22 protein-coding genes and 1 pseudogene are annotated in these 19,630 nt (G+C 65.0%); 12 read left to right on the forward strand and 11 right to left on the reverse strand.

The features are described from left to right. Positions 1–104: 104 nt before the first annotated feature. Positions 105–503 (reverse strand): type II toxin-antitoxin system RelE/ParE family toxin, encoded by a 399-nt coding sequence (locus OHB23_RS22545; RefSeq protein ID WP_328811834.1) that lies wholly within the window; start codon positions 501–503, stop codon positions 105–107. Between the two features lie 415 nt (positions 504–918). Here OHB23_RS22545 and OHB23_RS22550 point away from each other — a divergent pair, with 415 nt between their 5' ends. The 3 genes from OHB23_RS22550 to OHB23_RS22560 all read left to right on the forward strand — a co-directional run bounded on the left by OHB23_RS22550 (position 919) and on the right by OHB23_RS22560 (position 3,608). Further along, positions 919–1,926: a ComEC/Rec2 family competence protein gene (locus OHB23_RS22550; RefSeq protein WP_328811835.1), complete on the forward strand. Its 1,008-nt coding sequence runs from the start codon at positions 919–921 to the stop codon at positions 1,924–1,926. A 3-nt stretch (positions 1,927–1,929) separates the two neighbouring features. Beyond that, entirely contained in the window at positions 1,930–2,634 is a 705-nt protein-coding gene (locus OHB23_RS22555; protein WP_328811836.1) for a hypothetical protein, read from the forward strand. Positions 2,635–3,005: 371 nt separating this feature from the next. After that, complete coding sequence (locus tag OHB23_RS22560; RefSeq protein ID WP_328811837.1) at positions 3,006–3,608, forward strand: hypothetical protein; 603 nt, start codon at positions 3,006–3,008, stop codon at positions 3,606–3,608. Between the two features lie 265 nt (positions 3,609–3,873). On the opposite strand, the gene OHB23_RS22565 is transcribed toward OHB23_RS22560, so the two are convergent. Then, the gene (locus OHB23_RS22565) at positions 3,874–4,224 is read right to left on the reverse strand and encodes a LuxR C-terminal-related transcriptional regulator (RefSeq protein WP_328811838.1); all 351 of its coding nucleotides are present in this window, start codon (positions 4,222–4,224) and stop codon (positions 3,874–3,876) included. 117 nt (positions 4,225–4,341) lie between these two features. On the opposite strand from OHB23_RS22565, the gene OHB23_RS22570 reads away from it, so the two are divergent. Continuing rightward, positions 4,342–4,530, forward strand: a complete 189-nt coding sequence (locus OHB23_RS22570) for a hypothetical protein (protein WP_328811839.1) — start codon at positions 4,342–4,344, stop codon at positions 4,528–4,530. 47 nt (positions 4,531–4,577) lie between these two features. Here OHB23_RS22570 and OHB23_RS22575 read toward each other — a convergent pair whose 3' ends face one another. Then, positions 4,578–5,795 (reverse strand): MFS transporter, encoded by a 1,218-nt coding sequence (locus OHB23_RS22575; protein WP_328811840.1) that lies wholly within the window; start codon positions 5,793–5,795, stop codon positions 4,578–4,580. A gap of 94 nt (positions 5,796–5,889) precedes the next feature. Between OHB23_RS22575 and OHB23_RS22580 the strand changes: the two genes are divergently transcribed. After that, entirely contained in the window at positions 5,890–6,447 is a 558-nt protein-coding gene (locus OHB23_RS22580) for a CGNR zinc finger domain-containing protein (protein WP_328811841.1), read from the forward strand. Positions 6,448–6,468: 21 nt separating this feature from the next. On the opposite strand, the gene OHB23_RS22585 is transcribed toward OHB23_RS22580, so the two are convergent. The 5 genes and pseudogenes from OHB23_RS22585 to OHB23_RS22605 all read right to left on the reverse strand — a co-directional run bounded on the left by OHB23_RS22585 (position 6,469) and on the right by OHB23_RS22605 (position 10,501). Beyond that, positions 6,469–6,849 carry a thioesterase family protein gene (locus OHB23_RS22585; RefSeq protein WP_328811842.1) on the reverse strand — a complete coding sequence of 127 codons (381 nt, stop codon included), beginning with the start codon at positions 6,847–6,849 and terminating at the stop codon, positions 6,469–6,471. Continuing rightward, positions 6,846–8,030: an acyl-CoA dehydrogenase family protein gene (locus tag OHB23_RS22590; protein WP_328811843.1), complete on the reverse strand. Its 1,185-nt coding sequence runs from the start codon at positions 8,028–8,030 to the stop codon at positions 6,846–6,848. The genes OHB23_RS22585 and OHB23_RS22590 overlap by 4 nt, the downstream gene beginning before the upstream one ends. Beyond that, on the reverse strand, positions 8,027–9,451 hold the full coding sequence (locus OHB23_RS22595; RefSeq protein WP_328811844.1) for an aspartate aminotransferase family protein: 1,425 nt from the start codon (positions 9,449–9,451) through the stop codon (positions 8,027–8,029). The genes OHB23_RS22590 and OHB23_RS22595 overlap by 4 nt, the downstream gene beginning before the upstream one ends. A gap of 1 nt (position 9,452) precedes the next feature. Then, a pseudogene (locus OHB23_RS22600) lies at positions 9,453–9,638 on the reverse strand (3-oxoacyl-[acyl-carrier-protein] synthase III C-terminal domain-containing protein); the annotation flags it as partial. Next, complete coding sequence (locus OHB23_RS22605; protein ID WP_328811845.1) at positions 9,569–10,501, reverse strand: 3-oxoacyl-ACP synthase III family protein; 933 nt, start codon at positions 10,499–10,501, stop codon at positions 9,569–9,571. The gene OHB23_RS22605 and the pseudogene OHB23_RS22600, both read right to left, overlap by 70 nt. A 323-nt stretch (positions 10,502–10,824) precedes the next feature. Between OHB23_RS22605 and OHB23_RS22610 the strand changes: the two genes are divergently transcribed. After that, on the forward strand, positions 10,825–11,169 hold the full coding sequence (locus OHB23_RS22610; protein ID WP_328811846.1) for a hypothetical protein: 345 nt from the start codon (positions 10,825–10,827) through the stop codon (positions 11,167–11,169). Between the two features lie 441 nt (positions 11,170–11,610). Here the strand turns inward: OHB23_RS22610 and OHB23_RS22615 are convergent, their stop codons facing one another. Both OHB23_RS22615 and OHB23_RS22620 read right to left on the reverse strand, forming a co-directional pair. After that, entirely contained in the window at positions 11,611–12,324 is a 714-nt protein-coding gene (locus OHB23_RS22615; protein WP_328811847.1) for a hypothetical protein, read from the reverse strand. Between the two features lie 185 nt (positions 12,325–12,509). After that, complete coding sequence (locus OHB23_RS22620) at positions 12,510–13,463, reverse strand: AbiTii domain-containing protein (protein ID WP_328811750.1); 954 nt, start codon at positions 13,461–13,463, stop codon at positions 12,510–12,512. Positions 13,464–13,733: 270 nt separating this feature from the next. Between OHB23_RS22620 and OHB23_RS22625 the strand changes: the two genes are divergently transcribed. The 6 genes from OHB23_RS22625 (at position 13,734) to OHB23_RS22650 (ending at position 18,022) form a co-directional block, all read left to right on the forward strand. Next, positions 13,734–14,453 (forward strand): hypothetical protein, encoded by a 720-nt coding sequence (locus OHB23_RS22625; protein ID WP_328811751.1) that lies wholly within the window; start codon positions 13,734–13,736, stop codon positions 14,451–14,453. Positions 14,454–14,519: 66 nt separating this feature from the next. After that, positions 14,520–14,879, forward strand: a complete 360-nt coding sequence (locus OHB23_RS22630) for a helix-turn-helix domain-containing protein (RefSeq protein WP_328811752.1) — start codon at positions 14,520–14,522, stop codon at positions 14,877–14,879. Positions 14,880–15,125: 246 nt separating this feature from the next. Further along, the gene (locus tag OHB23_RS22635) at positions 15,126–16,193 is read left to right on the forward strand and encodes a GGDEF domain-containing protein (RefSeq protein ID WP_328811753.1); all 1,068 of its coding nucleotides are present in this window, start codon (positions 15,126–15,128) and stop codon (positions 16,191–16,193) included. A gap of 43 nt (positions 16,194–16,236) precedes the next feature. Continuing rightward, on the forward strand, positions 16,237–16,449 hold the full coding sequence (locus tag OHB23_RS22640; RefSeq protein ID WP_328811754.1) for a hypothetical protein: 213 nt from the start codon (positions 16,237–16,239) through the stop codon (positions 16,447–16,449). A gap of 63 nt (positions 16,450–16,512) precedes the next feature. Continuing rightward, positions 16,513–16,869, forward strand: coding sequence for a hypothetical protein (locus OHB23_RS22645; protein ID WP_328811755.1), 357 nt, complete (start codon positions 16,513–16,515; stop codon positions 16,867–16,869). A 118-nt stretch (positions 16,870–16,987) separates the two neighbouring features. After that, a complete protein-coding gene (locus tag OHB23_RS22650) occupies positions 16,988–18,022 on the forward strand; it encodes a hypothetical protein (RefSeq protein ID WP_328811756.1) in 1,035 nt (344 codons plus the stop codon). Positions 18,023–18,166: 144 nt separating this feature from the next. Here the strand turns inward: OHB23_RS22650 and OHB23_RS22655 are convergent, their stop codons facing one another. Further along, a complete protein-coding gene (locus OHB23_RS22655; protein ID WP_328811848.1) occupies positions 18,167–18,538 on the reverse strand; it encodes a histone-like nucleoid-structuring protein Lsr2 in 372 nt (123 codons plus the stop codon). Positions 18,539–19,630: the final 1,092 nt, after the last annotated feature.

Below are 19,630 nucleotides of genomic sequence, written 5' to 3' on the forward strand. Positions count from 1 at the left end.
CGTCCGTGTCGAGCTGAACAGCTCGAGGGGAACAGGCCTCACAGTATCGGCTGGAATCTATACCAGTAGCCGGGTGCGTTGCTCGGGTGCCCCGTTCGCACACGTCATTCGGCCTCAGTCGGATCGGCGAACAGCTCCAGCCACCGCGTCCCCCGCTTCGTGGCCCTCTGTAGATCAGTTTTTGGGGTCTTCTGTTGGTTCTTCCGGAACGCCGTGAGCACCACCCTGTGCACACCCCAGCCCATGAACAGAAGTCGATACTGGTTGTTGAGATGCCGCACTCGGAGCTCATAGATTCCATGGCCGAGATGATCGACATCCCCCGCTCTGGAGTCCCCGCGCAGATGGCGGCTCATGGCGACATCCAACTTCGCCCGCGCGTCGACCGGCAAGTTAGCGAACTCTTCGCGGGCTCTAGAGCGGGCGTCGTAGTCGTTCTGGAACCAGACCCACTTACTGGCTGCGGTGCAGGCGAGAAGACGGGGCACTCTGCTCGCTGCCACGCCAGTCGTCTCCGCCTCTGTTGATCTGCATCCTGAAAACAGACCATATACGTCGGACGCGACACTTACCGCTCATGACAAGACCTGAACGGCTCCGGTTGCGTTCGAGGAGCGCGGTTCAGCCTCGTCCGCTCTTGTTCTTAGTCGGATCGACGTTTACCCACTTCTGACCCGCCTTCGGAGGCGGGGGCAGTCGATGCCCCTTCGGAACCGTCACCTCGTTACCACCGCCCGTCGGGCGGTACTGGCCCGATGTCGGAGCCGGCGTTCCAGGTGCTACAGCTTTGCGCGTCATAGTTTCTCTCCTCAGATGGCCGGCCAGCGCACTTTCGGTGTCGCTGATCCCTCCTGCGTAAATATAGAGTATGGTCGATATAGATCGCAACCTATATCTGCAACAAGAAGGGCCACAACCATGCTTGACATCGACTTCCTGTGGGTTGGCGAGAAGGCCAAGACCGGCGACGCGATCACGGCGCAGTTCACCGATCCCGCGACCGGTCGCGACGTGGTCGTCGTCATCGACGGCGGGTTCAGCGACGACGGCGACCGGATCGCGGACCACGTACGGCGCTACTACGGAACAAGGCGAGTCGACCTGATGATCTGTACGCACCCCGACGACGACCACATCAAGGGTCTCTTCGGAGCCATCGAGAATCTCGATGTCGACACCCTCATCATCAACCGACCTGCTGGCTTCGGCCACGTTCGCGACGACGTCAAGTCGCCTCTCACGGAGGACCTGGTGGCCACCGCGCAAGTGAACGGCACCCGCGTTGCCTCCGGGTTCACCGGTGATACCTATTTCGGTGGAGCTCTCAGGATCCTCGGTCCGACTGAGCTCTACTACACGGAGCTCTTGGGTGAGCAGGTCAAGTACGCAGGTTTTGCTGCATCGATCGGCCGGACACTGTCCAAAGCCGCGAGCGCCGTCATGACCGCGCTTCAGGGTGTCAGTCACGACCCGGGAGAGACGCTTGTGACCGATAACGGGGGGACCACACCGCGGAACAACACCAGCATCATCGTCAAGCTCGCCGTAGAGGGTTACGACGCGCTCTTCACCGGCGATGCAGGTGTGCCCGCACTCAACCGGGCCCTCGATCACTTGGAGAGCGTTGGTGAACACCGAGAACTCGACTTTTTTCAGCTCCCCCATCACGGTTCGCGGCACAACCTCGACCCGGCCACGCTCGACCGTGTACTGGGCCCCCAGAACGGTGGAATCCCTCGCGGAACCACATTCGTGAGTGTCGGGCGCGAGGCGGACGATTTTCCTCGATCCGAGGTCGCCAACGCTGCCAAGCGCCGGGGGTATCCCTTCATGGCGACCCGAGGCATTGATCTTCGCTGGAACCGCGGAGGAGCCGAACGAATCGGCTACCGGCCCGCTGAGGCCAGCGGCTGGCTCGCGGAGTAGCCCGTGGATGCTTACGACTATAAGGCGCGTCTCGCGCCTGTCACCGTCATGGCAGTGCCGGCTCTCGCTCTCGGCGCCGCTCTATTCGGACTGGGCGCTTGGCGCGCGGGACTCGGACTCCTGATCGGCGTCAGCGGTCTGCACTTCCTGCTGATGCAGTTCGTGAGGGACCGGGGCTTCGCGCAGCAAGATCGACTGTTCAAGAAATGGGGTGGCTCACCGACAATGCAACTCCTCAGGTGGACGAGCGGAACGAATCGTGTCCTGACCGCCCATCGACATCATGAGGTCAGCAGAGCAACCGGAATTGCTCTACCGTCCGCTGCGGACGAGACGTCAGACCTCGATGCTGCGACGCATACGTACGAAACAGCGATCACAGTACTTCGAGACCGGACGCGGGCCGACGGGTTCGGTCTGATAATGCGCCACAACGCAACCTACGGATTCCGTCGGAATCTTTACGGATGCAGGCCAATCGGCATCACTGTTGCTGTAGTCACTGCCTGCTTGGGTGGCGCTCTAATTGCCTTTCCAGTATTCGACAGTGCTACGACCAACCAGTCGTGGATTGTCGCAGTATTGGTGCTTTCGATCCTTTGGATCCTGATGTGGTCGAGTGCAATCACTGAGACGTTTGTTCGGCGTGCCGCCGACCAGTACGCGAACTCGCTGATTGAGGCAGCGGGAAGATTAGAAGCGGCTTAGTTGATTAACGCGGTTCTGAGTCCAGGGCGAGACCGGGGGTATCTCAGCGACGAGTTTGAGGTCGTCGGTGGTGATGGACTCACCGCCCGGCAGTGCGGATCCGCCGCTGTCTCGCGAGTACTTCTTCGCACGCCCGTCGCGGGTGGGACGGTTCTCGCGCGATGGGTGGGCAACCTGAAGGGGTAACCGAGGAGCCGAAACCGATCCAGTACCACCAAAGCCGCGGACAGTGACCGACGGGACTTAGCGGCTTGACACGGGACCTGCCGTAGCAACCCGTGACGGTGCGTTAACACCCAGGACAGTTGACCCGGCAACACTGCCACCGGAACTTGCTGGTCGCCCGCGCAGTCGCACCGAGAGAGGCCTTGATGCTCGACTTCCTGGATCAGATCTCCGGACTGGCGATCCTCATCGCCGCCGCCAGCCTTGCCTTCACCACATGGTCACACCGGTCCAATCGTCGACTCGCCACGCTGCAGGGCCTCACCTTCAGCACCGGCACCACCGGGGCGCTGACTACATCCGGCGACAGGACCACCCGGCGATACAGGCCGAGCGTGTCCGCCGCCGGCCCCGGTGTCCGTCACGGTGCGCGGACAGTGTTCTGGCGGGGGACCCGACGCCTCGACGAGGAGTGGTGGTCACAGAAGACGTGCGAGCACTTCGATGTCGCGTCGGACGCATTGGAGGGGCAGGTCGACATTCCTGTGGACCAGGTCGCCGATGTGTGGTTCGGCCTGTGCTGGGAATCGGTCGTCGGTGACGGGCTGCGAACCGACTACGTTCGTATCAACCTCGGCACCGAGGAGATCCAACGGTGGCGCTGGTACTGGCACCGCGCGATCCGTCTGCATCGCTGGTGGGGCGCACAGCAGACGATCCGCGTACTCGGCGGTGGCGACCGACGGCCGATGGGAGCGTGGCGCACCGTGTCCACCGGCGCCATGCGGGAATGGCAACTCCCGGTGTAGCGGTTCACGAGCACCGTTCTCGGTCGTCGTGACGGTGGCCCCTTCGTCGTCAGTGGCGGTGATTAACCACCATTACGGGTTCGCGGGCGGTGAGCCTTCACTGAGCCGGGCATCAGCGCAGTCGACGTATGCACCGGTATGGCCCGCGCAGCGTCGGTGGACGTCCATCGGCGAGCGGTGGGTCACGCTGATCGACGAGATGGTCGCTCACGCCGCAGGTGTGTGACTTAGGCGCTGTCGTAGGTCCCCTAGAGCTCATGAACCTTCACCCGGTCTGCTCCAAGCTGATAGCGGTTCGGACCAGATCGGCCATCGTTTCTGCTTGCGCTTTCTCCTTCACGCGGTACTTGTACGTGTCAACGGTGTGGATGCTGATGCCGAGGTTCTGGGCGATCTGACGGCGTGTGTGGCCCGCTGCGAGTCCCGCGAGGACCTCGCGCTCTCGGTCTGAGAACTGTTGCGAAGGAGCCGCATCGGCGTTGTCATTCCGTTGTCGATGCAGGAGTGTGTGTATTCGGTGTCCGAGGTCCCAGACAACCGTGGTGGTCGCTCGTGGGGCCGTGTCGGTGGCCTCGATCCGGGCGACGCATCCGGTCGCGGACACTTCCAGCAGCACGCGCACGTGGTCGGGCAGCGAGGTTCGTTCGGCGGGGTAGTCCGTGACCAGGAGCTCGACGTCGCCCGGTAGGTGTCGAGTGCTGTGCGAGTGGACGGCGACGAGGGTCGGTGTCTGATGTATCGCGGACGAGACGCACCGGCGAAGATCGGTGTGGTCGACGACCACGCCGATCTTCACAACGCCGCTCGCCGCACTCGTGCGACGCCGGGCCGTGTCGGTCGCATCCAGGATCCGTCCCGTGTCGAGGCCGAAAGACACCTGCGTCCGCTGACGGTGAGTCGGGCGCCCGGAGTCGATCGATGAGTGACGCTGCAGGCAGCGACGGCACTGCCAGCCGAACGGCGACGCGCCTAGGGCGTGGGCGTGGCGTCGGTCGCGGTGTCCGTGTGCGCGCGCACGAGTTCACGCCGGCGTAGGAGAGCAACCGCGGCGGCGCAGACGAACATGAGAGTTCCGATCACGGAGACAGCGCCGGCGGCGGAGGTGACATCGAGCAGTGGGCCGAGTGCGAGGCTCCCGAGCGCGAATCCGACACCCAGCGCGGCGTACTGCATCGAAAAACCCGTTGCGCGCCAGGGGACGGGCACGCTGTCCTGGATGTGGACCGACAGGGCGACGACGGTGGGGCCCTCGACGAAACCGGCGAGCGTGAACACCACGATCAGACCCACCACACTGTCGGCCAGCAGGACAGCGGGTACCAGCACTGCCGCCAACAGTGCGAGCAGTAGCGCCGCGTCTCGTTGTGCGTCACGTTGTGCAGGCCTCCGCGCCCCGATCGTCACGGCGCCGATTCCGGTTGCCGCCGCGTACATTCCGAGGGCGAGCCCCGCCAGTCCTGCATGTCCTACCGCAGTGAACGCCGGTATGGCGGCGACCGCGAGGATGCCCAGAGCCAGTCGTAGAATGACTGTGAGAACGAGCGTCGTGCGCAGCATTCGGGCCAGCGAAACCACTCCGCCGGCAGCAACTTCCGGTTCCGATCGAGACTCCGGAAGGGCCAGACAGGTCACGCCCGCGAGAAGCGGAGGAGCGGCCACGAGCAGCAACGCTGCCGACGGAAATGTGGTGACAGCGACAAGTGCGACGACGACCGGCGCCACACCCCAACACACCTGGTTGATCGCGCTGTCGATGGACAATGCTGTGACCACGGTCGGATGGGGCACCATCTGCGTCAGACGAGACCGAAGCGCCCCCGGTACTCCTGCAGCGATCACGCCGATCGCAAGCGCGAGAGTCATCGACGCTGCCAGCGGCTGCTCGCTCGTGAGTGCCCATGACAACACCGCAAACCCGGCGCCCTGCAGGATGAGTACTGCCGCGAGATTCCATCGGCTCGGCCAGAGGTCGGCCACCCTCCCCATGAGAGGAGACCCGGCGATCTCGCCGACGGTATGTGCTGCGACGAGGGCACCGCCGACCCCGTAAGAGCCGGTCGTGTGTTCGGCAACGACGACGAGCGCGAGCGGCGTCATCGCGATCGGAAGACGGGCTCCGATCGTCGCCAATACCCACGGCAGGAACCCGCGCGTTCTGATCACTGTCTCGGTCGGTGTCGATCCCATGGCGTCCGTCCCCCCCAGTGGCACGATATGTAACCATCACGATCACTTATGAAGGTTACATACCGACTGGCATGTGCGGGCGTACCGTTGAACTGTGGTGAAGGAGTACGCGCGCAACCCCGCGCCTGGACTGTTGGACGACGTCCGCACATTCCTCAACACCCGCACCATCTCCCACGACACCCGCGGCCCGGTGGATGACCTGACCGACATCGCCTCCAGCTCGCAGCAGTGGCACGCCGAGTTCTCCGACGTGGTGTCCTGCCCGACCGGTGATGAACTGCCCGGGGTTCGTGCACTGCGAGACGGGATCAGGCGGGAACTGGGCGGACACCACCCCCCGGGGCTGCAGGACTGGTTGGACATGTACCCGGTCGAGGCCTACTTCGACGCTGACACGGCGACGATCCGACATCGCGCCCGCGGTAACACCTGCGCCGGAAACGTCCTGGCGATCGTGGTCGACGCCGTCTCCGACGGCCAGTGGCGGCGGCTGCGGGCGTGCCCCGGGTGCGAGCGGGTGTTTTACGACCGGTCCCCGAATCTGAGCCGCGTGTGGTGCGGGATGTACGCGAACGGCCCCGCGGGGCGGGCATGCGGCACCATCGCCAAAGTCGCCGCCCACCGCGCGAGGCAGCGCCCCATCCGGTGACACCCGCGCCCGGATCGACGATCAGGCGGGCAGTAGTCCCAGCTTTTGCTTGAAGCGCTCGGCATCGACCGTGGCACGCGAGTGGCGACCCCGGCTGATGATGGTCTGATCGCTGCCGGTCACGGTGAACGTGACGTCGATGCGCCGACCATCGATGGATGCTTCGACGTGGTAGATCACCGATTCCCCCAGAAGCGCTGCAGCAGTGTGGGACATCTCCACGCCGGTGCCCACTGTCATTTCCCCGACCTGAAGGGTGGGCGCCAACGCCTCGACACACAGCCGTTCCATCGTTCCCAGAATCGTCGGTGTCGACAACACGTCGAGGCCGTCGTTCCCCCACTGGGTGGCGCAGTCCCGCGGTCCCACCTCGACACTCTGACGCAACTGCACTGTCCTCATGGAGTGCCTTCCTGCTCTCCTGTCGATGCGCACGCGAAGCGCTCGGCGGTGTCCTTGAAGATGTTCTTCTTCTGCATCTCGGTAGTTCCGCCGGCGATCCGGATCGCGACGGCGTCACGGAGGCGCCGTTCGTGGGGCTGTGTCCGCTCGTACCCGGAGTGTCCGAAGATCTGCATCAGCTCGAGCGCCGACTGAACCCCTCCCTCCGACGCTGACAGTTTCGCGCAGGAAGCCAGAACGCTGAAACGATCGTCGCCGCGAATCAGCGAGTCCGCCGCCGCGTAGGCCAGGTGCCGGGACGATTCGATGGTGGTCCGCGCGGTGACGAGTTTGTCCTGGATCATCTGGTGCTCGGCTAGAGGGGATCCGAAGGCGTGGCGTTCGGTGATACGCGCGATCGCACCGGGCAAGGCCGCCTCCAGTTGGGCGGCGACGACGACGCCGTACATGAGGCGGTCGAAGGCGAGGAAGCTGTACAGCGTCGCCAGTCCGTTCCCTGGCCGGCCGACGATGTCGTCGCGGGTCACGGCGACATCCTGCAGGTGGATGGGTCCGGTGGGACTGGTGCGCTGGCCCAGAAGGTTCTCATGCTCTCCTGTGCTCAGCCCGGCGCGGCCACGCTCGACGACGAACAGTGTGATGTCCCTCTTGCCGAGTTCGGGCATGCGTCCGACGATCAACAGGTGGTCCGCAGCGGGGGCGTTGGTGATGTGGCTCTTGTGTCCGGTGAGGGTCCACCCGCCGTGGGCGGCGGGAGTGGCGATGGTCGCCACCGCTGCGACATGGGAGCCGCCCTGAGGTTCGGTGGCCGCCGTCGCACCCAGCGCGCCGCCTGTCAGTGCCGGAATGATGCGGTGCTGCTGTTCCGGTGTTCCGTGCTCGGAGAGCACGTGGATCAGACCGGCGTGAGCGACGGCGCTCAGAACGAACCCCGAATCTTCCGCGCCCGCCGCGAGGCCTTCGAGATTGGCGAGGAAGTCCCACAGCGTTCCGCCATGGCCGCCGAGGTCGGTGCTGACATGGAAGAGCCAGAACTGTGACGCTGCGAGTTCTTTCCAGGCGGCGCGGTGGAAGTCGCCACTGGCGTCTCTGTCCGCGGCACCGGGTGCGACGGCGTTCCGTCCAAAGGTTCGGTACGTCTCGCGTCGCGCGAGTTGTTCGGGTGTCCAGGTGAGGTTCATCGGGTGGCCTCCAACGGCTGAGGTGAGGAATCGGTGGACGCGGCGTGAGAGTCGGAGATTATGTCCGCGCGGCGGGGTGCGAGATCGGTGATCGCGTCGAACGCAGCGTCGACGAAGTCGTCGACGTCGTGTGTTTCATGCTCGGTGGAGATGCAGCCCATGCCTCGAGCGGCCAGGACGAAGCCGCGGTTGAGCATGCCGAGGAAGAAGCGGTGTTGACCGGAAGCGTCGACAGAGCGGGTGTCGCGGAAGGTGTCGACGGCGGTGGGGCCGATGTGCACGTTGAACAGGGACCCTCTACCGGTGACACAAGCCGGGTGTCGGGCGGCTCGGAGGCGGCTGTTCAGGGTGTCGCGCAGCCGATCACCGTGATCGTTCAGCGTAGTGAGCGCCGCAGCGTCGAGCTGCGTGAGCGCTGCGAGTCCTGCTGCGAGGCTGAGGGCATTGCCGGTGAAAGTGCCTCCTTGATAAAGCACGGGACCGCCGGAACGTGCGTCGTAGACATCTGTTCCTCGACCCGGTTCGAGGAGCGCCATCAGGTCGGCGCGCCCGCCGTACGCTCCGATGGGCAGCCCGCCGCCGATGACCTTGCCCATGGTGGTCAGATCGGGTGTGACGCCGTACAGGCTCTGCGCTCCTCCGACGGCGAGGCGGAGGGTGATCACCTCGTCGAAGATGAGCAGGATGTCGAGGTCATCGCAGACCGTACGCAACCGCTGCAGGTAACCGTCGGTGGCAGGAATCATGCCGCCGACACCGAGCATCGGTTCGACGATGACCGCCGCCAGCTCCGTATGGTGCAGACGGAGAACAGCCTCTGTCGCCTCGGCATCGTTGAAGGGCACGATCACCGTGTCGCGGACCCGGCTGTCCGGTATTCCGCGCATCTCCGGTACGGAATGTGGACGGTCGCCTGGTCCAGCGAGGTCGGCGGGCGGCCTGTTCGACACCATCACGTCGTCGACGGTGCCGTGATAGCCGCCCTCCGCCTTCGCGATCTTCGGTCGACCGGTTGCTGCGCGCGCCAGTCGCAACGCGAACATCACTGCTTCCGTACCCGATCCGGTGAAGCGGATCTTCTCCATACCTGGGACGCGCCCCACGATTGCGGTGGCCAAGTGCGTTTCGAGGTTTCCGGAGAAGCTGTAGACACTGCCTGTCCGGAGTTGGTTGGTGACCGCGGTCCGCACGGCCTCGTTGGTGTTGCCCAACGGCAGCGCCGTGTAATTGCCGAGGAAGTCGCGGTACCGATTTCCGTCGAGGTCCCGGAGGTATTTACCTTCTCCCGCATCGATGTACGTCGGGTACGGGGGCCAGGCGTTCAGGCTGCGGGTGACCCCTCCCGGGATTGATCGTGTCGCCGCGGCGAAGTGCCTCCGCGACAACGGAGTGCGGTGTCGGTAGGTGTCGAGGATGGTCATGTCAGTTCCCGCCTGCGGTCGACTGCGTGGGACGCGAACCTGTCGGCCAATCGAGCAGCATCGTGCCCCAGGTCATGCCGCCTCCGAATCCGGCGAGCAGGACCCTGCCCCCGCCGCTCAAGCGGCCCTGTCGGACCACCTCGTCGAGGGTGATGGGTATCGACGCAGCTCCGGTGTTACCGAATCTGTCCGCGGTGACAGCGAGTTGATCGTGGGCGAAGCCGAGGTGCTTACTGACTTCCTCGAGAGGATGCGAACGTTCGCCTGGTGGGGAACGAACAGATCGACGTCGCCCACGACGAGCCCTCGAGCATCGAGCGCATCGTGAATCATCTGGGGGAGTCGATCGTGGACGAAGTCACGAACCGCGCGGCCGTTCATCCGGAAATATTGTTCCCCGGCGGACAGGCGGTCCACGCTCAGTGGCCGCCTGCTGCCACCGCCGATGATTCCGACGTAGTCGGACAGAGTGCCGTCGCTGCCCAGTTTCGAATAATCGATGGCCGCACCGACGTTCGTGCGTGACAACACGACCGCGCCGGCGCCGTCTCCGAACAGCACACTGGTGCGTCGATCGGTGTAGTCGAGAATGCGCGAGTACACGTCGGCTCCGATGACGAGGGCATGGTTCAGATCGGGATCGCCCATCATCATCTTGTGTGCGATGTCGAGCGCGTAGACGAACCCGGTGCAGACAGCGTCGATGTCCAAGGCGACGGCAGATGTGGCACCGAGCTTCGCCTGCACGATGCAGGCGGTCGAAGGCAGTGGACTGTCCGGTGTCGAGGTACCCACGATGATCAGGCCGATGTCGGCCGCACTGACTGCAGCGGATGCCAGGGCCTGTGATGCGGCGATCACCGCGAGGTCCGATGCCGCCTGGCTCGGGGATGCAACTCGACGTTCGAGCACGCCCGTCCGCTCGTGTATCCACCCGTCCTGCAGGCCCAGGCGTTCCTCGACGTCCGCTGATGCCACACATGTGTCGGGCACGTACGACCCCGTCCCGGTCAGGGTGATCGCCCGTGAAGGATCTTCTGCACTGTGCATTCGCTGAACGCTCCCGTTTCAGTAGGTCGTGTATCCGGATCCGTCAGTTGCGACCACAACGCTAGGAGGAACCTGGGAGCGAAACATGTCCCGACTTATGGGGACACGAAGTGGTTCGAACTGGTTGCCCAACAATCATTTCCACTGTTTCTAGTGAGCCGTCATGCACCCTGTCCAGAATCCGTGGATGTCGGCACAGTGCGCCGACCGCCCGCAGTGGCCTGGTTCGACGGACGCCTGATTGCAACGTGGGTGACGTGCGCACCCCGGACGGTGCACCACGATGCAAACCGAAACCGGGAATCTTTGCGTACGGTGGCGGCATGGCGACATCCGTCGATGAGCAACACCGGCCACCTGCGGTGGCGGAAGCAATCCTCGACGACGCTGTTCAGGCGCTTCGCGAGCGTCTCGATGTTCTCCTCGACCGGCTTGCCGACACCGTGCTCGGTGCGCCGACGGCGGGTTCCACCCGGTGGCGTGCACAGTTCGACACACCGGAAGCGGTCACCCGCGCGGTGCGCGCGATGATCGCCGCACGCGCCGGCGTCGTCGATCCTGCTGCACCGCGACCATTGCCGCCGCAACGCCGCAATGGCGCTACTACCGGCGTCTCCGGGCGCCGAAGGCGGGCCCGAATCGACCCGGCGCAGCTGCCGATCTTCTGACCGTTCCGCACTCACACCGGTTGTTCACCGTCACGAAGGTGACGAAACTCAAGCAAATGTTCAACAACAACGGAGGCGCACGTACTGTCGCCACAACGTTCCGTGCCCTCAATGCTGAGGAGCAGCGCAACCTTGGACGGTGCGTTAACACCGCCGAGGCCGCGCAATTGAAGATCGGACCTTTGGCAACCATGAACAACGTTACGACCCCGCCAACAACATCCGAGACGGCCCCCGACATCGACGGGACGGGCGCATCCCGCGGGCACGGGTGTTGCAGTGCTCGCGACGGAACGACCCTCGCCACCACCGTAGGCACGCGGTTGCCGCGGGGGCCGCGGTTGCCGTCGACTGTCAGCGCGCATTCCTGCGCATATGGGCACAACAAACGTGCCGCCAGCGAACGTGGGCAGCGGATGACCACCGGGCAAGAAGTTTTACCTAGGCGGTGGGTCGTTCTTTTTCGGAAGCGGCGTTACGCTTGCGCAGCCGCTCGCGTCTGAAATTCGACTGCAGCTCAAGCAGGTCGCCGGTGGACATTCCCTTTGTAATCGCATCGCGCGTTACGTCCGCGAAGTCTCGGACCTCTTCGGGTGACCATGTCGGGATATGGAGCGACAGACTCCCTTTGAATTTCTTATTTGCTTCGACGGCGTCGCGGGCTTCCCCTTCAGCAATTTTCTGCTCTTGCATGCGCTTTTGCTGTTCATATTCGACATAGGCAGAGAAAACGCCACCCAAAATCAGAACGGCACATGGAGCTACGAAGCCCAGGAGGCCACCCCAGAAGCGGCCGAGCTTAAGTACGTCCAGGAAGCTCAACAAAGGAATTGTGACGAACAGTGCACTGGAGAACGCCATCACTGCGAGTAACGGGCGATCACCCCACTGCAAAAATCGCTCTTTCCACCGAGCCCGCAAGGTGCTTTGGTCGGCTCTTAGGCGCCGGTCGAAATCGACAAGCTCTCGCGCAATGGCACCGACGACAATGCCGTTTGGATCTGCACCGTCGGGCATGTTCTTTGCAATGTCAACCAAGTTCTTCAGCCGCTCGTGAGGCGTCTTACGGGCATTCCGGGTAGCGATCCATGCGGTCACCAGCACGAACGCTGCCGGCGCGACCACGAACCGTACCCACTCACCCCACCCGTCCATGCGCGAATCATCTCAGACTGCCCTTGTTGCGGCCATACAGCGCGAAACTGGGGTGCGCAGAGGCTCGCGATAGAGGTTCAGGATGCAGCTGGGAGTCACCGTGGGTGCGATCTGTATGGTTGAAGAAGCTCTTTGAGTACGACGACACGGGAATGTCCAGTCGACGCCGACCTGAGAAACTAGCGTCAGATCCCCACGCCGGCGGCGGCCAGCGCGAGCCGGGCACCTTCTGATGACAGAGCCGCAACCAGTGCGCCACCGATAGAGTCGGCGAGTCGTCGGAGCGATCTCACTCGGCGGTCGACTACAGCAACATCGGGTTGGTCGACCGACACGGACGTCTCAAGGTCGTCGATTGCTTGATTCACGTCGGCGCGATCGTCTTCGTCGGCGATGCTTTCGGAAGCCACTCTGAGATCCGCAATCAACGTCGCCAGGTGCTCGCTTGCGACCCCGTTTGTCTGTGACTGCAACGAGCCCGTTCCCTGGCCGACCACCCCGCTGTTGCTACCCACGGTGATGCTGTTGTCGTCCTGCGACCCTCCGTACACGTTCACGTTCACGGCAGCATTCACCCTTGCCCTAGTAGGTAGTTCATGGACAGGGACGCCGACGGCAATGTCGGCGACCAGTTCGACCAATGTAGTTCTCACCACGTCCACCATCCCCGCAATCGCAGAGCGGCTCACCTGGTGGTAGATCCTGTCTACCTGCTGAAACATACCCAACTGGCTAGTCCATAGTGCGGCCACCTCGGCGAATCCTGGTCGAGAGATCGCGATGGATCCGTCATCAGAATTCGCCAGTTCAGCCAGTTCTTGGATTGCCTGACGAAACTGAACCGGTCCGTCGAACGCCGACCTAGTCTCCCTCGGGACTGCGAACACCGAGATTTGCTGCCCTCGTACTAGGGTTGGTCCGCTTTGTGAGTCGATGTACAGCGGCAGCGCAAGCTTGCGGTACTCGGGCAAATCAACGTCGTCGTTGTATCCGCGGAGTTCGGCCTGAGCCCAGGATCGCAATGACTCGGACCCCGTCAGCGAGCTCAGCATCACGCACATCCGAAGCAGCCCGGAGATGGACGCATCCTCGTCGAGCACCCGGTTTCTCAGATCACGAAGCACCACATCATCGGCCACGTCTCGATCTTTTCACGCCACTACGACATGCCCGCCCTAAACGGCACTTGAGCGGGGCTCCAGACCGAAGCGATGAGTGAGACGATGAGAAGCGCGACCGAGGGCTAGAGAGCAATCTCGCCTGTAACGAGCAGAGGCTGGGAATTGAAGTTCAGGAGCGGTTGCAACTCGGAGGAGGTCCTGGCCGGAACGTCTCGGTCGACGCGCGGACATCGCGGGGTCCGGCTTGATCGAACGTAACACTGCGGTGCGCGGTTACGAAGATGGATCATGAGCGGAAAAGTGCGCGTGTTGTTTGCCCGCGGCGAGACTGACGACTATAGGGCGGTAACCACGTTCGAGCTAAAGCCCAGCAACGACCTGTATTGGTTTAACGCCGCAGGTGCGCTTGACAGGCCGGCCGTATCGCTTCCTGGCGGATCGCCCACGGTTGGTCTTACCGCCCCGGAAGGCTGGGAGACAATGGAGCAGGTGAAAACTCGGCATTCATACCATGCGTCGGGGCGGATGCATGTTAATTCCGAAGGCGGGAGCGGGTTGGCGGAGATCAGAGACGTCTTACTTGCAAAACCTGGTGAAATCATCGGGCCAGCGCTTCTGCAGTTCATGATAACGAAACCACCTGCACAATTTGAGCCATACACCAGATCACCCGAACGCGGTGGCGCCAACGCCCTCATTCTGCGAGTGCCCGAAGAGGGTTGGCACGAGCGGATGTACCTCGAGATGTACTTGACCCCATCCGGCCGAGTGAGTCTTCCCCCTATGATTCTGAGAATTCCAGGCCAGCCCGACGCCAACTTGGACCTGCACGCAATGACCTTGAACGTCGATCAAGACCGTCTCATCGCGGTCCGATGCGCCCATTACCCGATGCCCCCGGAACTCGATCGAACGGAAGCCATGGTCAGCTGGGTAATGCTACCGGGACCTGAGTTCATCTCGGCCTCGTCTTCGGTCACCGGGTTGCCAGCGACTGGCTTCGAGTAGATCGAGTGCGGTGACGCGACTTGCGACGAAAGAACGGCAGCCCAGTTCATCGAGACACCGATGCCCGTGACCGGCCCTCTCGACCCGCTGACGACCACGATGACGTGGATGCTCGAACACCTCGATGAGCCGTTGACCGTCGAGAGCCTCGCCCGCCGAGCCCACACGAGCCCACGCAGCTTCATGCGGCACTTCGCCGCCACCACCGGGTCGACCCCACATCAGTGGCTGCAACGCCACCGCATCCACCTGGCCCAACGACTGCTCGAGACCAGCGACGCGAGCGTCGAGGTCGTGGCCCGCAAGTGCGGGCTGGGGACTGCTACCAACCTGCGCACACTCTTCCGGCGTCATGTCGGTACAAGCCCGAGTCTGTACCGAGACACGTTCTCGCGGAACGGTGATCGACCCGGAACGCCGGCGTGACGAGCATGTAGTGCCGCACTCGCGGCGACCCGGTCTGGGCGCCCCGAACGCGGCGACGGCGCCGGCCACCGACAGTGCGTGTCGTAGTCACCGTGTGTCGACCTTCCCCGCACCGGACGTCCACGGAGCCGCACGCTCTCCGCGCGCTGGGTGCACTGTCCGGTGTCACAATCGACGGCGGCAACCGACGTTGCGGGCTGCCGCGTGCGCGGGCGGTGGTTCCGGACCGGGAGGGAGGGAGTGCGCGTGGCTCGAGGTGCGTCCGGCGGCCGTTTGATCGCCGCCAGGTTCGACATTCGGTCGTTGGCGGTGGCGTGTGCGGCGTCCGGGGCGGTTCCGGCTCTGGTGGTCGCACTTCTCGTGCCGTCCCTGGTGCGACCGAACTGGGTGTGGGTGTTGGCGGCGGTCACTGTGTCCGGGCTGGTCGCGGTGGGCGTGACGGTGCGGGTGGGTGTGCTCGACGACCGTCAGTTCGTGGTGTTGGGGTCCGTGTGCATGGTGGGGATGGCGGTGTCGGCGTGCGTGGTCTCCGATCCGGCCGCGACGACGGCGATCGGTGCGATGCTCGGTGTGGTCCCGGCGATCTCCGCATCGGGGTCCTCGCGGGCGATCACGGTGTCGTTGACGGCGGCGGCGAGCGCGTTGGCGGTGGCGGTGTGCATCGACAAGACCGACGGTGCCGTACAGCTCGTCGCGGTGGGCGCGGCGATCACCGTGGTGCTGGTACCCACCGTGCTGCTGGCGTCGCTGCGGTCCTCCGTCGACGCGGCGACACAGCGCCTCGTGGAGCAGGTCGACACGGATCCGCTCACCTCGCTGCTCAACCGGCGGGGACTGACCGCGGGTACGGCGGCACTGTTGGATGCGGCCTGCACGTCCGGGGTCCCGGTGGCGGGCTGTCTGGTCGACATCGACCACTTCAAGTCCGTCAACGACGAGTTCGGTCACGCCGTGGGCGACGAGGTGCTCGTCGGCGTCGCGCAGACCCTCCGCGCCGCTGCCGCACCGGGTGCACTCGTGGCGCGCCTCGGTGGGGAGGAATTCCTCGTTCTCGGCCTCGCCCCGGGCATGGTGGGTGTGGAGGCCGCGATCCTGCGCACGCTGCGGGGCTGCGGCGGGGTGACGGTCAGTATCGGGGTGGTGCGCTGCGCCGTCGCTCCCGGTGGGCAGAACACGCGGGACACCGGTGCGGTGCTGGACGCGGTGACCGCCGCCGCCGACCGAGCCCTGTACGCGGCGAAGTCGTACGGCCGGAACCAGGCCGCGTACGCCACCGCGGCACCGGTTCGCTGGTTCGTGACCGAGAGTCCCTGACCCCGTCGCCGCACCGCGCCGCGTGCACCAGGGAGCATCTCCGATGCCGACCGTGTCGGACCCCGGCGGCACGATCAAGACCATGCGCATCCGCACCCTCGCCGGACCACCCCTGCCGTACGAGCTCGTCGTCGACACCGTGCGCGCGATCATGGTGTCGGACACCATCGCCGGGCACTGTGCTCGGGCGTCCGCCTCGTCGCCGGGTCTGCAGAACAGCGGTGCAGCCGACACGGAACCGACGAGATTCATCTGACTCGCCGACCTTGTACGGGCGAGGTCCGCTGTGGAAGCGTTTGGGCGGCGTACGGTGACCGTCATGGCGACACCCGTTGACCAGCAGCGCGACTCGGCACCTGGTGTGCCCCGTGCAGCGGTCGACGACGCGGTGCGGGTGCTGCACGACCGCCTCGACGTGCTGCTCGACCGGTTGACCGATTCGGTGATGGGCGCGCCCACACCGGGTTCGGCGTCCTGGCGGACCCGATTCGGTGCCCCCGGCGCGCTCACCAGCGCCGTCCGGGCGGACGACCGCACCGCTGTCCGCGCGATGATCGCCGCCCGCGCCGGCGTCGTCGACCCCGCTGCGCCCCCTCCGGGGCACCGCCGCGCCGCCTCGGGGGCGGTGGCACCGCGCCGGCGGCGGCCGGATCCGGCGCAACTGTCGATGTTCTGACCCACTCTGATCCGGTCGGCGGGCACGCGGCGACCAAGCGCTGTCGATGCCGTCCTTCCGGTGTTCGCCCCCGGCGCGGGCGTGAGGGTGTCGGTCAGGGGCGATAGCGTCGCCGGTCATGGCGGAGGGTGTTGATGTGCCGGGCAGGTACCGGTACGAGTGGGCGCTGTTCTCGGACTGGTGCGCCGCCGCCGATCTGGCCGCACTGCCGGCGTCACCACTCACGGTGGCGATGTTCCTGGCCGAGAATCCTGCCGGGGACGCTGCCCAGCGTCGGCGGGTGGCCGTCGTCAACCGCGTCCACACCCTTGCCGGTCACCCCGCGCCGGGAACGGTGACGTCGATCCGTCTACAGCTCGACCGGGCGCGCGCCGACCGGGCAACCGTGCTGCGGGGACGGGCGGCGCCGATCATCGCCGCGCTCCCGGTGGCGGGGTGGCCGAGCGGGATGTTCGGGCGCCGCGACGCGGTGATCCTCGGTCTGCACGCGGCGGGGTTGCGTGCGGTCGACATCAGCCGCCTCGACCGGCGGGACATCACCGTCGTCGGGGACGGTGTGCGCATCGGTGGTCGCCACCAGCTGCACCTGCACCCCGACCAGGGCGGCGGCGGTGAGGCGATCATCGACTATGCAGCGGTGTGGCGGCGGTGGGCACAGGTGCTGCGGGTGGTGCAGGAGCACCCGTCGACGCGGGTGCTCGAACAGCACCTACGGGCAGGCAAGCTTCCCGACCCCGACCCCGACCCCGACCCCGACCCCGACCCCGACCCCGACCCCGACCCCGACGACGACGGGCCGGGTGGGTCGGGGCCGGTGGTGGTGCCGATCGACCGGTGGGGCGCGGTCCCGCTCCCACCGGGGGCGATGACACCGGCGGCGATCACGTCCGTGGTGACCAGCCACCTGGTGGGGACACCCGCACGACACCGACCCCTTCCTGCACGTCCCGGACCGAGAAGGTTGTCGGCGGAGCCGTCAGAAGTTCCCGGCGGTGACGACACGGCGGCACTGTCCGACACCTATGCCGCGGGTGTCGCGGCCCGGTCGGCGGCGCACATCGCGCTCGCCGACGTGGGGGACGTCCTCGACGAGGTGGAGGGCCGTGCGGAGGAACTGCTGCGCCGCACCCTCGACCTGCTCGACGACCTCTGACCGCCGTGGTCGCCGGCACGTCGACGAGGTGCCACCCCCTTGGGCAGCGTCCGTGCGTCGGCGCGTGCAGAACCCCAGGGCGAGACAGCGATGATAGCTCAGCTAGCACTGCTGCACGGGGCACCCGGTGGGCGAGGCGCCGGTTCAGTGGGCGGTGTCGAATGCCTCGATGACGTGCTCAGGAATGCGGCCGCGGCCGCTGAGCTCGTACCCGTTGCTGTTCGCCCACTCGCGGATTGCCCGGGTCTGCTCCCGATCCCGCTTCGTCGGCGCGGCACCGGATCCAGCGGTGGACGCCGCGCCCGCCTTCGTCGTGCGACGCTTGCGTCCGCCGATTCGTTCGGCATGGCTGATGTAGTAATCGAGTTTGCGGTGAAACTCGGCCGCATTCTTCGATTTCAGGTCGATGGCGTAGGCGACGCCGTTGACGGAGAACTCGATCGATTCACCGGAACCGTCGTCGATGGCGGTGCCGTCGATGTCATCGGTCAACTGGGTGATCAACTGCTTCGCCACGGTGCATTCCTCGCTGTCGGTACTGATCAGTGCCTTTTCGATCCTGCCACAATGCTTTTTCATTTCGAACCGCATTACCTGTTCGGTTCGATCTTCAACACGCGCAACCCCAGGATGTGCGCCGTGGTACCTGTGCGCTGTTCATGCTCGACGACGAGGAGTGGTGGCCGGACGCCCCGACACCGAGAGCGTTGTTGCTCTCCCGCCACCTAGTGCGGACGAAGCAGAGATGGGACTGCCGCCGGGAGGTGGTGCCCGAGGTCGCCGCCTCGATCATCGCCGTTCAGGTCGGCGAAGGTGTCGAGCGTGTCGCGCTCATCGGCGACGACGTCACGACGCTGCTGGGCACAGGGGATGCGCCAGTGGGTGAGGCGGTTCTGACCGGTTGCTTGGTGTGGGATCGGACTCTATGGATGACTTACCGGACACCACCGACCGGGAGCACCTGGGTGCTGAACCTCGCCGGGTACGTGGTGCAGCAGGTGACGCGGCGCGTGACCTACACCCAGGATGGTTCAGACCCGAGCCGGACGGGCCGCTCGGGACCGCGGACGCCGTGCGAGCAGGTACGGACATCTCGGCCAGGACACCCGTCCCGGCGAAGAGCACGACCATCACGGTGGCGGCGTCACCGAGTACAGCAGGACAGCACAGATTGCAGAATCTATCGCAGTCACGGTGATGAGGAACGCCTCCCGTGAGGCAGTAGGGCGAGCACGAGCCTGTTCGGCAGCCGACGGTGCCACGAGGGCCGCGTACACGGACTTGTGAGGAAATTGTGGGACATCCGTCGAGACAACGTAGCCGGGTCCGGTTCGAGTGCGATCCTGGTCATGAATGCCCGTGTGGACCTTCGTCTCCGGCCTGTGGTGCCACGAGGACGCAGCATTGAGGTCCATCCCGACTGGCCCCCGATAGCGGGAATAGTCGACCCGCTATCGAAGACCCGATCTTGTCACGCTCCTGACACACTTGTCGTGTGCCATGTCAGGTGTTCGAGGACGTCGGCGAGTGGACGTTGCCATTACTGTCCGAAATGGTCGTGGCGACCCTGCCGATCACGCTCCGGTCGGGACCGACAACGCGTCGTCG

Origin of the sequence: Rhodococcus sp. NBC_00294 (assembly GCF_036163995.1) — a bacterium.
GTDB lineage: Bacteria > Actinomycetota > Actinomycetes > Mycobacteriales > Mycobacteriaceae > Rhodococcoides.

What these genes read in the sequence shown, in the direction of transcription:
- OHB23_RS22650 (WP_328811756.1), top strand. Translation starts at nt 16,988, where the DNA reads ATGGCGGAGGGTGTTGATGTGCCGGGCAGGTACCGGTACGAGTGGGCG.
- OHB23_RS22640 (WP_328811754.1), top strand. Translation starts at nt 16,237, where the DNA reads ATGCCGACCGTGTCGGACCCCGGCGGCACGATCAAGACCATGCGCATC.
- OHB23_RS22585 (WP_328811842.1), bottom strand. Translation starts at nt 6,849, where the DNA reads ATGAGGACAGTGCAGTTGCGTCAGAGTGTCGAGGTGGGACCGCGGGAC.
- OHB23_RS22575 (WP_328811840.1), bottom strand. Translation starts at nt 5,795, where the DNA reads ATGGGATCGACACCGACCGAGACAGTGATCAGAACGCGCGGGTTCCTG.
- OHB23_RS22570 (WP_328811839.1), top strand. Translation starts at nt 4,342, where the DNA reads ATGTATCGCGGACGAGACGCACCGGCGAAGATCGGTGTGGTCGACGAC.
- OHB23_RS22550 (WP_328811835.1), top strand. Translation starts at nt 919, where the DNA reads ATGCTTGACATCGACTTCCTGTGGGTTGGCGAGAAGGCCAAGACCGGC.
- OHB23_RS22610 (WP_328811846.1), top strand. Translation starts at nt 10,825, where the DNA reads ATGGCGACATCCGTCGATGAGCAACACCGGCCACCTGCGGTGGCGGAA.
- OHB23_RS22595 (WP_328811844.1), bottom strand. Translation starts at nt 9,451, where the DNA reads ATGACCATCCTCGACACCTACCGACACCGCACTCCGTTGTCGCGGAGG.
- OHB23_RS22625 (WP_328811751.1), top strand. Translation starts at nt 13,734, where the DNA reads ATGAGCGGAAAAGTGCGCGTGTTGTTTGCCCGCGGCGAGACTGACGAC.
- OHB23_RS22590 (WP_328811843.1), bottom strand. Translation starts at nt 8,030, where the DNA reads ATGAACCTCACCTGGACACCCGAACAACTCGCGCGACGCGAGACGTAC.
- OHB23_RS22645 (WP_328811755.1), top strand. Translation starts at nt 16,513, where the DNA reads ATGGCGACACCCGTTGACCAGCAGCGCGACTCGGCACCTGGTGTGCCC.
- OHB23_RS22615 (WP_328811847.1), bottom strand. Translation starts at nt 12,324, where the DNA reads ATGGACGGGTGGGGTGAGTGGGTACGGTTCGTGGTCGCGCCGGCAGCG.
- OHB23_RS22605 (WP_328811845.1), bottom strand. Translation starts at nt 10,501, where the DNA reads ATGCACAGTGCAGAAGATCCTTCACGGGCGATCACCCTGACCGGGACG.
- OHB23_RS22560 (WP_328811837.1), top strand. Translation starts at nt 3,006, where the DNA reads ATGCTCGACTTCCTGGATCAGATCTCCGGACTGGCGATCCTCATCGCC.